Annotated in this window: 13 protein-coding genes; 4 read left to right on the top strand and 9 right to left on the bottom strand. The window is 58.1% G+C overall.

Going from position 1 to position 12580, the window contains the following annotated elements:
- The first annotated feature begins 3 nt into the window (after nt 1-3).
- On the top strand, nt 4-222 hold the full coding sequence (gene marB, locus ABFV38_RS11045) for a multiple antibiotic resistance protein MarB (RefSeq protein ID WP_008502238.1): 219 nt from the start codon (nt 4-6) through the stop codon (nt 220-222).
- A gap of 32 nt (nt 223-254) precedes the next feature.
- Here marB and eamA read toward each other — a convergent pair whose 3' ends face one another.
- On the bottom strand, nt 255-1160 hold the full coding sequence (eamA, locus tag ABFV38_RS11040; protein ID WP_348959383.1) for an O-acetylserine/cysteine exporter: 906 nt from the start codon (nt 1158-1160) through the stop codon (nt 255-257).
- A 194-nt stretch (nt 1161-1354) separates the two neighbouring features.
- On the opposite strand from eamA, the gene ydeE reads away from it, so the two are divergent.
- Nucleotides 1355-2572: an efflux MFS transporter YdeE gene (gene ydeE, locus ABFV38_RS11035; RefSeq protein ID WP_045910532.1), complete on the top strand. Its 1218-nt coding sequence runs from the start codon at nt 1355-1357 to the stop codon at nt 2570-2572.
- A gap of 46 nt (nt 2573-2618) precedes the next feature.
- On the opposite strand, the gene zinT is transcribed toward ydeE, so the two are convergent.
- The 8 genes from zinT to ABFV38_RS10995 all read right to left on the bottom strand — a co-directional run bounded on the left by zinT (nt 2619) and on the right by ABFV38_RS10995 (nt 10637).
- Nucleotides 2619-3260: a metal-binding protein ZinT gene (zinT, locus tag ABFV38_RS11030; RefSeq protein WP_235401810.1), complete on the bottom strand. Its 642-nt coding sequence runs from the start codon at nt 3258-3260 to the stop codon at nt 2619-2621.
- Between the two features lie 52 nt (nt 3261-3312).
- A complete protein-coding gene (gene urtE, locus ABFV38_RS11025; protein ID WP_348959382.1) occupies nt 3313-4011 on the bottom strand; it encodes an urea ABC transporter ATP-binding subunit UrtE in 699 nt (232 codons plus the stop codon).
- A 9-nt stretch (nt 4012-4020) separates the two neighbouring features.
- A complete protein-coding gene (gene urtD, locus ABFV38_RS11020) occupies nt 4021-4818 on the bottom strand; it encodes an urea ABC transporter ATP-binding protein UrtD (protein WP_063621603.1) in 798 nt (265 codons plus the stop codon).
- Nucleotides 4818-5891 carry an urea ABC transporter permease subunit UrtC gene (urtC, locus tag ABFV38_RS11015; RefSeq protein ID WP_348959381.1) on the bottom strand — a complete coding sequence of 358 codons (1074 nt, stop codon included), beginning with the start codon at nt 5889-5891 and terminating at the stop codon, nt 4818-4820. Before urtC ends, urtD begins: the two co-directional genes overlap by 1 nt.
- On the bottom strand, nt 5891-7465 hold the full coding sequence (urtB, locus tag ABFV38_RS11010) for an urea ABC transporter permease subunit UrtB (protein ID WP_248221379.1): 1575 nt from the start codon (nt 7463-7465) through the stop codon (nt 5891-5893). The genes urtC and urtB overlap by 1 nt, the downstream gene beginning before the upstream one ends.
- A 24-nt stretch (nt 7466-7489) precedes the next feature.
- Nucleotides 7490-8761 carry an urea ABC transporter substrate-binding protein gene (urtA, locus tag ABFV38_RS11005; protein WP_023618714.1) on the bottom strand — a complete coding sequence of 424 codons (1272 nt, stop codon included), beginning with the start codon at nt 8759-8761 and terminating at the stop codon, nt 7490-7492.
- Nucleotides 8762-8963: 202 nt separating this feature from the next.
- Entirely contained in the window at nt 8964-10067 is a 1104-nt protein-coding gene (locus ABFV38_RS11000) for a cobalamin-independent methionine synthase II family protein (protein ID WP_348959380.1), read from the bottom strand.
- Nucleotides 10068-10223: 156 nt separating this feature from the next.
- Nucleotides 10224-10637, bottom strand: coding sequence for a rhodanese-like domain-containing protein (locus ABFV38_RS10995; RefSeq protein ID WP_008502248.1), 414 nt, complete (start codon nt 10635-10637; stop codon nt 10224-10226).
- Nucleotides 10638-10710: 73 nt separating this feature from the next.
- Between ABFV38_RS10995 and ftrA the strand changes: the two genes are divergently transcribed.
- Both ftrA and ABFV38_RS10985 read left to right on the top strand, forming a co-directional pair.
- A complete protein-coding gene (gene ftrA, locus ABFV38_RS10990; RefSeq protein WP_348959379.1) occupies nt 10711-11718 on the top strand; it encodes a transcriptional regulator FtrA in 1008 nt (335 codons plus the stop codon).
- 40 nt (nt 11719-11758) lie between these two features.
- Nucleotides 11759-12295 (top strand): dihydrofolate reductase family protein, encoded by a 537-nt coding sequence (locus ABFV38_RS10985; protein WP_047075346.1) that lies wholly within the window; start codon nt 11759-11761, stop codon nt 12293-12295.
- The last annotated feature ends 285 nt before the right edge of the window (nt 12296-12580 follow it).

Below are 12580 nucleotides of genomic sequence, written 5' to 3'. Positions count from 1 at the left end.
ATCATGAAAGTTATCGCCTCCGCCGCCCTCGCCTTGCTGGTGCTGTTCTCCAGCCAGACCTTCGCGGAGCAAACCCCTCGTGCAACGCAGCAAAATAATCCTGATACGATGATTTTGCCGTCAGCACATGACCAGTCGCCTTATGATTTCAACCACATGGGTGCTGGTAGCGACAAATCCGACGAATTAGGCGTGCCTTATTATAATCAGCACGGCTTCTGATTCGTTTTTGCCCCGCCGATGCGGGGCTTTTTTTATGCCTTTTCGCTTACCCGCGTCGTCCGACGAACCCGCAGACCAAACACGTTAATGTACAGCCCGGCCATGATCAGCACGGCACCCAACAGCTGCAGCGCGCTTAGCGTTTCATCCAGCAATATCGCCGCACTGGCAAGTCCTACCACCGGCACCAGCAGAGATAACGGCGCGACGCGCCAGGTCTCATACCGCCCCAGCAGCGATCCCCAGATCCCGTAGCCCACAATAGTGGCGACAAAGGCCAGATAGACGAGAGACAGGATCGTGGTCATATCGATGTCGACCAGGCTGTTCAGCATCACCGCCGGACCGTCCAGAATACTCGACGCCAGCAGAAACGGAATAACCGGGATCAGTGCGCTCCACACCACCAGTGACATCACCGCCGGGCGCGCCTTGTGCTGCATAATCAGCTTGTTGAAGATATTCCCGCAGGCCCAGCTCAGCCCCGCCGCCAGCGTCAACATAAACCCGAGCAGCGCCACATGCTGACCATTCAGGCTGGCCTCGATCAGCACCAGCACGCCGAACACCGCAAGGGTGATCCCTGCCAGCTGTTTGCCCTGCAGACGCTCGCCAAACACGAACGCCCCGAGAATAATGGTAAAGAACGCCTGCGCCTGTAACACCAGCGAGGCAAGACCCGCCGGCATACCGAACTTGATGGCGCAAAAGAGAAACGCGAACTGGCCAAAGCTAATGGTCAGACCGTAACCCAGCAGCAGTTTAAAGGGGATCTTTGGACGAGCCACAAAGAAGATGGCCGGGAAAGCGACCAGCATAAAACGTAAACCGGCCAGCATCAGCGGCGGCATGTTGTGCAGCCCCAGCTTAATGACCACAAAATTGAGCCCCCATACTACGACCACCAGCAATGCCAGCAGCCCGTCTTTCCGCGTCATATCCCGCCCCTGAATTATTAATAATTTGTTAACACTTCAAGGTAACAGAAAAAAGTACGTCACGAGAAGATCATTATTTCTGGCAGGCAGCTGAAGCACTTAGGGATAAATCAGGTGCTATACAAGCCCCTTATGTCATGGTAATCCTGTTAACACACATCTAATAAAAGCATAAGCAACTGTCGGGCAGGAATATGAAACCATCTCTCAGGCGCTCAACCGCAGCGCTGCTGGCATCGTCATTGTTGTTAACCATCGGTAGAGGGGCAACGCTGCCGTTCATGACCATCTATCTCACGCGCGTCTACAGCATGAGCGTCGAGAATATTGGTTATGCCCTGACCGTGGCGCTGACCATTGGCGTGGTATTCAGCCTGGGATTTGGCATTCTGGCCGATAAGTTTGATAAAAAACGCTACATGCTGATCGCGATTGTGGCGTTTATCGCCGGCTTTGTGGCGATCCCGCTGGTCAATAACGTCACGCTGGTGGTGCTGTTCTTTGCGCTGATCAACTGCGCCTACTCCGTCTTTTCGACGGTGCTGAAAGCCTGGTTCTCCGACGTACTGACCTCCAGCCAGAAGGCGCGGGTCTTCTCGCTGAACTACAGCTTCCTGAACATTGGCTGGACGGTCGGCCCGCCGATTGGCACCCTGCTGGTGATGTACAGCCTGCAGCTGCCGTTCTGGCTGGCAGCCTTCTGTGCCGCCCTGCCGCTGGGCTTTATCCATTTCTTTGTGCAAAAAAGCGTGGCGTTAGATACCGCAGAGGAGAAGACGCCCTGGCAGCCGTCGGTCTTGCTGAAAGACCGCGCGCTGTTCTGGTACACGCTCTCTGGCCTGCTGGCGTCCTATGTGGGCGGGTCGTTCGCGAGCTGTATTTCGCAATACGTTCTGGCCGCGCATGCGGACAGTGATTTCGCCGAAAAGGTGGTGGCCGTGGTGCTCCCGGTCAACGCTGCCGTGGTGGTGACGCTGCAATATGCGCTGGGCCGCAAAATCTCAGCCAGCAATATCCGCCCGCTGATGACCCTTGCCACCCTGTTTTTTATCGTGGGACTGGGCGGCTTTATGCTCTCCGGGGAAAACCTGGTTTACTGGGGCATCGCTGCCGCCATTTTCACGCTGGGCGAGATTATCTATGCGCCGGGTGAATACATGCTGATCGACAACATTGCGCCACCGGGAATGAAGGCGAGCTATTTCTCCGCGCAGGCGCTGGGCTGGCTCGGCGCGGCGGCAAACCCGATGATCACCGGTATCATCCTGACCAACCTGCCGCACTGGTCCTTGTTTGTGATCATGATGGTCGCCATCGCCATGGCCTGGCTGATGATTTTGCGCGGGATGAGCGTGAAAAGTGAAGATAGCGTGTCGGGTGGCGCTGCGCTTACCCGACCTACAAAACCCTAATCGTAGGCCGGGTAAGGCGAAGCCGCCCCCCGGCAAAAGCAAAAACCTAGTGGTGCAACATCTCCTCCACCACCTGCTCTTTATACATCTCGTTCGGGTAATAGGTCGGCCAGTTGTCCATCTCTTTCAGCAGCGCCTCCTGAGAGGTGTTGCCCATGAAGATATGGAAGTGAGACGAGGCCTTCGGTCCGATGGTATGGTCGCTGAACTGCACGAACTTCGGTGCCTTGCTAGCGGCATCCTTACACTCAAACAGATAGCGAACGCCTTTCTTACCTGACGCGTAGGTCAGAATTTTGTAGCCGCTGTAATCATACTGACACCGGCTGACCGCTTTGCCCTGATGGAATTCCATCACGTTATTTTCGATGCCGATGGCATCGACGTCCGTCGCATATCCCGTGCGGTAGTAGGCTTTCACCTCATCAAAGGATTTGCTTTTATCCTTCCGCGCTTTCTGTTTAAAGACCGGATCCAGCGAACCATCGAGCAGGAACGGATAGACCGACTGCCAGGTCCCGTCCCAGTCAGACAGCGCTCTGTCCTTCACGTCTTTATCCTCAAACACGCCGTTCGCCGCTTTCTGTTCCGCTTCGGTCATCTGATGACCGTGCGAGTGAGCAAACAGCTGGCCGCTGACCAGCAGCGCCCCCAGAGTCATGGCAAATTTTCCAATATGTGCAGCCAAAGTAACGCCCTCATTCCGTTTTATAAGAATGAGGATGTTATATTATAACATTTCAGATCGCAACCAGGCCGCGCACGCCCTCCTGCTCCATGTTTTCGCCCCGCCCGCGCTGAATAATGGTGCCGCGCGACATTAGCAGATAGCTGTCTGCCAGCTCGGCGGCGAAGTCGTAAAACTGCTCCACCAGCAGGATCGCCATGTCACCTCTGTTTGCCAGGGTGCGGATCACGTGGCCGATCTCTTTAATAACGGAAGGCTGTATGCCTTCAGTCGGTTCATCCAGGATCAGCAGCTGCGGACGGCTCGCCAGCGCGCGCCCAATCGCCAGCTGCTGCTGCTGCCCGCCGGAGAGATCGCCCCCGCGACGATGCTTCATCTCTTTAAGCACCGGGAACAGCTGCCAGATCTCCTCCGGCACCTGCTTCGCCTCGCGGGTAGAAAATCGCGACAGTCCCATCTGGAGGTTCTCCTCCACGGTCAGGCGCGGGAAAATCTCCCGTCCCTGCGGGACATACGCCACACCAGACTGCACCCGCTGGTGCGGTTTACTGTGGGTGATCGTTTTTCCCTGCCAGATGACCTCCCCGGTTTTCGCCGGGATCAGCCCCATCAGACACTTCAGCAGCGTGGTTTTCCCCACGCCGTTGCGCCCCAGCAGACAGGTGACTTCGCCGGTGATGGCCTCAAAGCTCACGCCGCGCAGGATATGGCTGCCTCCGTAATACTGATTCAGTTCGTTGACCTGTAACATTCCCTCTCCTTAACGTCCCAGATAGACCTCAATCACCTGCTCGTTGGCCTGCACCTCGCGAAGCGACCCTTCCGCCAGCACCCGCCCCTGATGCAGCACGGTCACATGGTCGGCGATGGTTTCAACAAAGCCCATATCGTGCTCCACCACCATCAGGGAGTGTTTGCCCGCCAGCGTTTTGAACAACTCTGCGGTGTATTCCGTTTCCGCGTCGGTCATTCCGGCGGCGGGTTCATCCAGCAGCAGCAGATGCGGGTCCTGCACCAGCAGCATGCCGATCTCCAGAAACTGCTTTTGTCCGTGGGAAAGCAGCCCGGCGCGGCGGTCGCGCTCGCCGGTCAGCCGCAGTAAAACCAGCATCTCGTCGATCCGATCGCGCTGCTCGCCGTTGAGTTTTGCCCGCAGGCTCGCCCAGACGGACTTATCGGTTTTCATCGCGATCTCCAGGTTTTCCCACACCGTCAGCGCTTCAAAGACCGTGGGTTTCTGGAATTTACGCCCGATGCCCTGGCGCGCAATGGCCGCTGGCTCCAGCGCGGTCAGGTCGATGGACTGGTCGTAAATCGCCCTGCCGCTCTTTGGCCGCGTTTTGCCGGTGATAACGTCCATCAGCGTGGTTTTACCGGCCCCGTTGGGACCGATCACGCAGCGCAGCTCGCCCACGCCGATATTCAGCGAGAGATCGGTCAGGGCCTGAAAGCCATCAAAATTGACGTTAATCGCCTCAAGCTGCAGAACCGGGTCGGTCTGCTCGCGGTAACGATCGCCGGGTAGCTGGCGGGTGAATAACCCTTCGGCTGGCTGCATTATTTTTCTCCCTTACGAAACAGTCCGTAGACGCCGCGCGGTAAAAACAGCGTAACGGCGATAAAAATCAGCCCCAGAAACAGCTGCCAGTATTCCGGCATCGCAACGGTGAAGAAACTTTTCGCCCCGTTCACCAGCGCCGCGCCAATCACCGGCCCCACCAGCGTGCCGCGCCCACCCAGCGCCACCCAGATGGCGGCCTCTATCGAGTTTGTCGGCGACATTTCGCCCGGGTTGATAATGCCCACCTGCGGCACATAGAGCGCCCCCGCCAGACCGCACAGTACGGCAGAGAGCGTCCACACCAGCAGCTTGAACCCGCGCGGATCGTAGCCGCAAAACGTCAGCCGGTTTTCGGCGTCGCGAACGGCGGTCAGAATGCGGCCAAACTTGCTCTTCGCCAGCGCAAACCCGGTGCCCAGGGCCAGGAGCAGCAACAGCACGGTGGCCAGAAACAGCGCGATACGGGTCGTCGTTTCCGTTACTGAAAACCCGAGCAGCGTGGTGAAGCCGGTAAAGCCGTTATTGCCGCCAAAGCCGGTTTCGTTGCGAAAGAACAGCAGCATCCCGGCATAGGTCAGCGCCTGGGTCATAATCGAGAAATAGACCCCTTTGATCTTCGAGCGGAAGGCAAACCAGCCAAATACCAGCGCCAGCAGCCCCGGTACCAGCACAATCAGCACCAGCGCCCAGGCAAAATGCTGGGTGCCCCACCAGAACCACGGCACCTCGCTCCAGGAGAGAAACGACATAAACGCAGGCAGACCGTCACCTGCAGCCTGGCGCATCAGGTACATGCCCATCGCGTAGCCGCCCAGCGCGAAGAAGATCCCGTGCCCAAGCGACAGCATACCGGCATAGCCCCACACCAGATCCAGCGCCACCGCAACGATGGCATAGCAGAGGATCTTGCCAATCAGCGTCAGCATCCAGGTCGACAACGCCAACGGATGCGTCGCAGGCAGTAAGGCGAAAAACGGCAATATCAGCAGACACACCACCAGCAGGCTGCCTGCAAGTTGCGTTGTGCGTGGCGCTTTGCGCGCCAGCGTTAAGGTCAGCGGCTGGCTCATCAGTCAATTACCCTCCCTTTCAGCGCAAACAGACCCTGGGGACGCTTCTGAATAAACAGCACGATCGCCACCAGAATCACGATTTTGCCCAGCACCGCCCCCATCTGCGGTTCAAGGATTTTATTAAAGATCCCCAGACCAAATGCCGCGGCCACGCTGCCTGCCAGCTGGCCTACGCCTCCAAGCACCACCACAAGGAAGGAGTCGATGATATAGCCCTGTCCCAGCTCCGGCCCGACGTTACCGAGCTGCGATAACGCCACGCCGCCTAACCCCGCAATTCCGGAGCCAAGCCCGAACGCCAGCATATCGACGCGCCCTGTTGGTACCCCGCAGCAGGCGGCCATGCTGCGGTTTTGCGTCACCGCCCGCACATTGAGCCCCAGACGGGTTTTATTCAGAATGAGCCAGGTGAAGAACAGCACCAGCAGCACGAAGCCCAGCACCACAATGCGGTTCCACGGCAGCGTCAGGTTGGCAAAAACCTGCACCCCGCCGGAGAGCCATGCCGGGTTCGCCACCTCGAGGTTCTGGGCGCCAAAGGTCATGCGCACCAGTTGGATAAGCATCAGGCTGATGCCCCACGTCGCCAGCAGCGTTTCCAGCGGACGTCCGTACAGATGACGGATCACCGTGCGCTCCAGCATCATTCCAATGCCCGCCGTCAGGCAGAACGCGACCGGCAAGGCGATAACGGGATAGAGCGCCAGCCATTGGGGCGCAAGCCCGGCCATCGCCTGCTGTACCATCCAGGTGGCATATGCCCCCAGCATCAGCATCTCACCGTGGGCCATGTTAATCACGCCCAGCAGGCCGTAGGTGATAGCCAACCCCAGCGCGGCCAGCAGCAGTACCGATCCGAGGGACAGCCCCATAAACGCCTGGCCCAGCAGATCGCCCCACATCAGTCGGTGCTGGATCTGGCTAAGACTCTCTTCTGCGGCCGCGCGAACGCCGCTATCCGGCTCCGTCTGTGGCTGGGTAAACGGGGTGAGTCTGGACTGTACGTCCGGATCGTCGGACTGACCTAACAACGCCACGGCCTTGCGGCGCACCTCGGCCTGCGGGCTTGCCAGCTGAAGATTCGCGACCGCCAGCAGCAGCGCCTGACGGGCCACGGCATCCGTTTCATCGCTCACTCGCTTTTCCAGAAAAGCGAGCATGTCGGGCCGGGCATCGCGCTGCAGCTGACGCGCCGCCGCTCGCCTTTCGGTGACACTGTCACTCACCAGCTGATGCGTGGCGATGGCGGTCGCGGCCAGCACGCGCAGCCGGTTCGTCAGACGAACGGCTTTGGTTGGGCCCTCTGCCGTCTGACTTTCCCCCAGCGGGATGACATTACCATTGCGTTGTGCAAAGGCGTGCTTTTGCGTATCGACGTAGAGATTTTCTTTTTGCAGCGCCTCAAGGAGCGGCAGTCTTGACGCATCCGGCGCGGCGGCCCACTGCGTCAACAAATCCGCCTGCTGGCTGCGGCTGGCGGCAACAAAACGATCGGCATCCGATGCCTGCACCATCCCTGGCAGCAGTCCGGAAAGCCATACAAGAGCGATGAACAGGCGCATGGCGTTCATGACGTTTCTCCCTGCGGTGATGGCTTAGTTGCTGGCGGTTTTCATCGGCTGGTCGGGCTTTTTGTCATTCCCGGCGATGAACGGACTCCACGGCTGGGCGCGTACCGGCTGTTCGGTCTGCCACACCACGTTAAACTGACCGTTGCCTTCGATTTCACCGATCATGACCGGCTTATGCAGATGATGGTTGGTGGCATCCATGGTGAGCGTAAAGCCTGACGGCGCCTTAAAGGACTGACCGGCCATCGCCGCACGCACTTTGTCCACATCGGTAGTGCCTGCTTTTTCCACCGCCTGCGCCCACATATGAATCCCCACGTAAGTCGCTTCCATCGGGTCGTTGGTCACCACGGTGTCGGCGTTCGGCAGCTTGTGCGCCTTCGCATAGGCTTTGTAATCCGCCACGAACGCCTGGTTAGTCGGATTATCGACGGACTCAAAGTAGTTCCAGGCTGCCAGGTTACCCACCAGCGGTTTGGTGTCGATCCCGCGCAGCTCTTCTTCACCGACGGAGAAGGCCACCACCGGCACGTCGGTCGCCTTCAGCCCCTGGTTAGCCAGCTCTTTGTAGAACGGCACGTTGGAGTCGCCGTTGATGGTCGACACCACGGCAGTTTTGCCGCCCGCGGAGAATTTTTTGATGTTGGCGACGATGGTCTGGTAGTCGCTATGACCAAACGGGGTATACACCTCTTCGATATCCTTATCCTCCACCCCTTTCGAATGCAGGAACGCGCGCAGGATCTTGTTGGTGGTGCGCGGATAGACGTAATCGGTTCCCAGCAGGAAGAAGCGTTTCGCCGCGCCGCCGTCTTCGCTCATCAGGTATTCCACCGCCGGGATCGCCTGCTGGTTCGGCGCCGCGCCGGTATAGAAGACGTTTGGCGACATTTCCTCACCCTCATACTGCACCGGATAGAACAGCAGACCGTTCAGCTCCTCGAAAACCGGCAGTACGGATTTGCGCGAAACCGAGGTCCAGCAGCCGAATACCACCGCCACTTTATCCTGGCTCAGCAGCTGACGGGCCTTCTCGGCAAACAGCGGCCAGTTTGAGGCCGGATCCACCACCACCGGCTCCAGTTTCTTACCCAGCACGCCGCCTTTGGCGTTGATCTCGTCGATGGTCATCAGGGCAACATCTTTCAGCGGGGTCTCGGAGATAGCCATCGTGCCGGAAAGAGAATGCATGATCCCCACTTTGATGGTATCGGCCGCCTGCGCGCCAAAACTCATCCCCATCGCCACGACGGACGCAGATAACGCGAAGGCTTTTAGTAAAGTACGACGGTGCATATTTTCACTCCTGAAAAAGAACGCTGTGCGAAAACGTCCGTTACGGCGTGGACGCGGAAAAAATGTGTCAGCGAAGCAGGAGCAAAAAGAATGCCAGAATGGAGATAGCGCTATTTCTGGGAGGGTAACGCCGGATGTAAAGAGAACGTCTCACAATGGCACAGCGCTGCACTTTTATAATGCAGCGCTGAGGAGGAAGGTTTTACCAGACTTCGCTGGCGATCTGCGTGACCAGACGGACTTTGTCCCACTGCTGGGATTCGCTCAGGCTGTTGCCCTCTTCGGTAGAGGCAAAGCCGCACTGCGGGCTAAGGCAAATTTGCTCTTTCGCCACGTATTTCGCCGCCTCTTCCAGACGGGCTTTAATCCCCTCAGGGTTCTCCAGCTCGCCGTTTTTCGTGGTAATAAGACCCAGCACCACCTGCTGCTTGCCCGGGCGGACAAAGCGCAATGGCGCAAAATCCCCGCTGCGGTCGTTATCATATTCGAGGAAGAAGGCGTCAACGTTGACGGTTCCGAACAGCACTGCCGCTACCGGCTCGTAGCCACCTTCGGAAATCCAGGTGGAGCGGAAATTGCCGCGACAGACGTGCAGCCCGATGGTCAGGTCGTCCGGCTTGCCCTCCAGCGCCTTGTTCAGCACGCGGGCATAGATGCGCGCCAGCTCATCGGCGTCGTCGCCGCGCTCGCGGATCTGACGGCGCTGATCGTCCGAACAGAGATAGGCCCAGACAGTGTCATCCAGCTGCAGATAACGGCAGCCCGCATCGTAGAAGGCCCGAATGGCGTCGCGCCAGGTGGTGGCCAGGTCATCAAAATAGACGTTCAGGTCCGGGTAGACGGTCGCGTCAATGTCTTTGCGACCGCCGCGGAAATGGAGCACGCTCGGGCTGGGAATGGTCATTTTCGGCTGGGCGTTCCCGCTGATGCTTTTCAGATAGCGAAAGTCTTCCAGCATCGGATGCTCGCCAAAGCCCAGCTTGCCGGTGACGCGCACGCCGTGGGCTTTGGTTTGCACGCCGTTAAACTGGATGCCCTGCTGCGAATCGTAACGCTCAACGCCCTGAAGACCGTCGAAGAAGTCGAAGTGCCACCAGGCACGACGAAACTCTCCGTCGGTCACCACATGCAGGCCGCACGCACACTGCTGCTCGACGACGTGGCGAATGGCCTCGTCCTCCACCGCGCGAAGCTGTCCGGCATCAATCTCACCGCTGGCAAATTTCAGGCGAGCCTGCTTGATGGCATCCGGGCGTAAAAAACTGCCGACTACATCGGCGCGAAACGGGGCGTGGTGTCGTTGCATGGAAATCTCCTCAGTCTGCCGGCAATAATTGCCCGCAGTGATAATTCATCATTTGAAGCTTTAGACTTCTGGATGTCTAAATGTCCAAAAACAATGTCATACCTCACCGGTACCGGCAAACGAGAAAATTTCACGGGTGTTGAAAAAAATTCATCTTCACAGCGCGGCGACGGACGCCTCGCTGGCAAAAGCGTAGCGTTCATCTTCCCAGCCGGTGATCCCACCGAGCATGATTTTGACCGGCAGCCCGAGACGCGCCAGCTTCAGCGCGGCTCTGTCCGCGCCGTTACAGTGCGGCCCTGCGCAGTAGACGACGAACAGCGTTCCTTCAGGCCATTGGGCCATGCGCTCAGCGGTCATCTGGCTCCATGGCATATGCAGAGCGCCCGGCACATGGCGACGGGCAAACTGCTCCGGGCTTCCCACAACGTGCAGTAAAACAAAGTCCTGCTCATTATGCGTGATGGCATGATGCACATCGGCGCAGTCGGTTTCGACGCTCAGGCGGCGCAGGAAATGGGTAACGGCTTCCTGCGGCTCGGCAGCCGGAAATTCAGTAACATAGCTCATGATCCTTCCTCATCTTTGGCGTTTGTGTTAACACTACTCTATCCACAAATTCAGCCCGTGAATGCGCTCGCTTATGCCAGAAAACAGCAAAAAGATGACAACGTTAAGACAGATTGCCCGACCGAAGGTGGTGGTGCTGGCGTATGACGGTCTGTGTACCTTTGAGTTTGGGGTGGCGGTGGAAATCTTCGGACTGCCGCGCCCCGAGTTGGGCGACGACTGGTATCGTTTTGCCGTGGCAAGCGTTGACAGCGGAGAGCTTCGGGCGACAGGCGGGATCCGTATCATTACCGATGGCGATCTCTCCCTGCTTGAGTCTGCCGATCTGATCGTGGTGCCGGGCTGGCGTGGGCTGGACTCGCCGGTGCCGGACGCGCTCCGCAACGTATTACGTCAGGCCAGCGCGCGAGGCTGTCAGCTGCTCTCCATCTGCTCGGGCGTATTTGTGCTGGCCGCCTCGGGGCTGCTGAACGGACGTAAAGCCACGACGCACTGGCGCTACATTGAGACGCTAAAAACCCGCTACCCTGTCATCGACGTGGTCGAGGATGTGCTCTACCAGGACGAAGGAGATATACTGACTTCCGCAGGCAGCGCGGCGGGGATCGATCTCTGCCTTCACGTTGTACGAAGAGATTATGGGATGGAAACCGCCAACAGCGTGGCGCGTCGGCTGGTCATTCCCCCTCACCGGGATGGCTCTCAGCCGCAACAGCTGAGTCGACCGGTGGCGCAGCTGCGCGAAAGCCAGCGCCTTGGTCAGTTGTTTGATTTTCTGCACACGCATCTTACCGAGCCGCATAGCGTCGACTCGCTGGCGCGCCGCGTCGGTATGAGTCAGCGCACGTTTCTTCGTCGCTTCGAAGCGGCAACGGGAACGACGCCTGCCCGCTGGTTACTCAATGAGCGCCTGCTGCGGGCGAAAGATTATCTGGAAAGCAGCCGTTTAAGCATCGACAGCATCGCGGAACAGACCGGGTTTGGCCAGGCATCGACGCTGCGTCATCATTTCCGCCAGCAGTTCGCAATTTCCCCGGCTCAGTACCGTAAACAATTTTCTCATTCCGGTACTGCGCGCTGAGGCGTCAGTCTTTTGGTTTTGCTGGAATAAGGAGAACCTGATGGTCACCACACACGTTTTTATCGCAACCAGTCTTGATGGCTACATCGCCAGACACAATGACGATATCGAGTGGCTGCTGCAGCGCGATGACCCGACTGAGGATCATGGCTACGCGGCGTTCATCGCGGACAAAGAGTGGATCGTGATGGGCCGGGGGAGCTATGAGAAGGTGCTGACTTTTGACACCTGGCCCTATGACCGGCCCGTGCTGGTCCTCTCCCGACGGCTGGCCGACACGCCGGTGCCCGACGCACTGAGGGGAAAAGTACAGTTTTCCGGCCGCACGCCAAAGGAGGTACTCGACGATCTGGCGATGCAGAACGTCCATCGCGTCTATCTCGATGGTGGGCAGGTGATACAGTCGTTTCTGCGGGAAGGACTGGTCGCCGATATGGTGATCACGACCGTACCTGTCCTGCTCGGCTCGGGTAAATCGCTGTTTGGCGCCCTGCCCGGGGATATCGATTTGACGCTGGTCTCCAGCCGCAGCTTCCCTTCGGGTCTGGTGCAGTCGCACTACCGACTGATGCCGTAAAACCACGGTAAACACTGCGCAAAAAAAAACCGCCAAAAATGGCGGTAAATGCTTGCATGGATAGATTTGTATTTTGGTCTCTACGTCCCGACACGACATGGCCGGGCTGCGGATCCCATACAAGCTAACACCCGTTGTCTTAACGAAGGTTAAACAGCCTTTTTTAACCCGCTGCAGCGCGCCCGAAATCATACTCTTTGACATTTCCTTTGCGCTAATTTGAAGTTTTGAATAATAACCATAATAAATAATCGGCATGATCAAGCCGCAATGTTATTCGGCGGT

Origin of the sequence: Enterobacter cloacae complex sp. Mu1197 (assembly GCF_040059225.1) — a bacterium.
GTDB lineage: Bacteria > Pseudomonadota > Gammaproteobacteria > Enterobacterales > Enterobacteriaceae > Enterobacter > Enterobacter quasiroggenkampii.
The sequence above is the reverse complement of the archived record's forward strand: the minus strand, read 5'-3'. Positions and strand labels throughout refer to the sequence as shown.

Bases quoted from the DNA above. Each gene is read 5' to 3' on its own strand.
- urtC (WP_348959381.1), bottom strand. From the start codon at position 5,891: ATGAGCCAGCCGCTGACCTTAACGCTGGCGCGCAAAGCGCCACGCACA.
- urtE (WP_348959382.1), bottom strand. From the start codon at position 4,011: ATGTTACAGGTCAACGAACTGAATCAGTATTACGGAGGCAGCCATATC.
- ydeE (WP_045910532.1), top strand. From the start codon at position 1,355: ATGAAACCATCTCTCAGGCGCTCAACCGCAGCGCTGCTGGCATCGTCA.
- eamA (WP_348959383.1), bottom strand. From the start codon at position 1,160: ATGACGCGGAAAGACGGGCTGCTGGCATTGCTGGTGGTCGTAGTATGG.
- urtA (WP_023618714.1), bottom strand. From the start codon at position 8,761: ATGCACCGTCGTACTTTACTAAAAGCCTTCGCGTTATCTGCGTCCGTC.
- ftrA (WP_348959379.1), top strand. From the start codon at position 10,711: ATGCCAGAAAACAGCAAAAAGATGACAACGTTAAGACAGATTGCCCGA.
- urtD (WP_063621603.1), bottom strand. From the start codon at position 4,818: ATGCAGCCAGCCGAAGGGTTATTCACCCGCCAGCTACCCGGCGATCGT.
- urtB (WP_248221379.1), bottom strand. From the start codon at position 7,465: ATGAACGCCATGCGCCTGTTCATCGCTCTTGTATGGCTTTCCGGACTG.
- marB (WP_008502238.1), top strand. From the start codon at position 4: ATGAAAGTTATCGCCTCCGCCGCCCTCGCCTTGCTGGTGCTGTTCTCC.
- ABFV38_RS11000 (WP_348959380.1), bottom strand. From the start codon at position 10,067: ATGCAACGACACCACGCCCCGTTTCGCGCCGATGTAGTCGGCAGTTTT.
- ABFV38_RS10995 (WP_008502248.1), bottom strand. From the start codon at position 10,637: ATGAGCTATGTTACTGAATTTCCGGCTGCCGAGCCGCAGGAAGCCGTT.
- ABFV38_RS10985 (WP_047075346.1), top strand. From the start codon at position 11,759: ATGGTCACCACACACGTTTTTATCGCAACCAGTCTTGATGGCTACATC.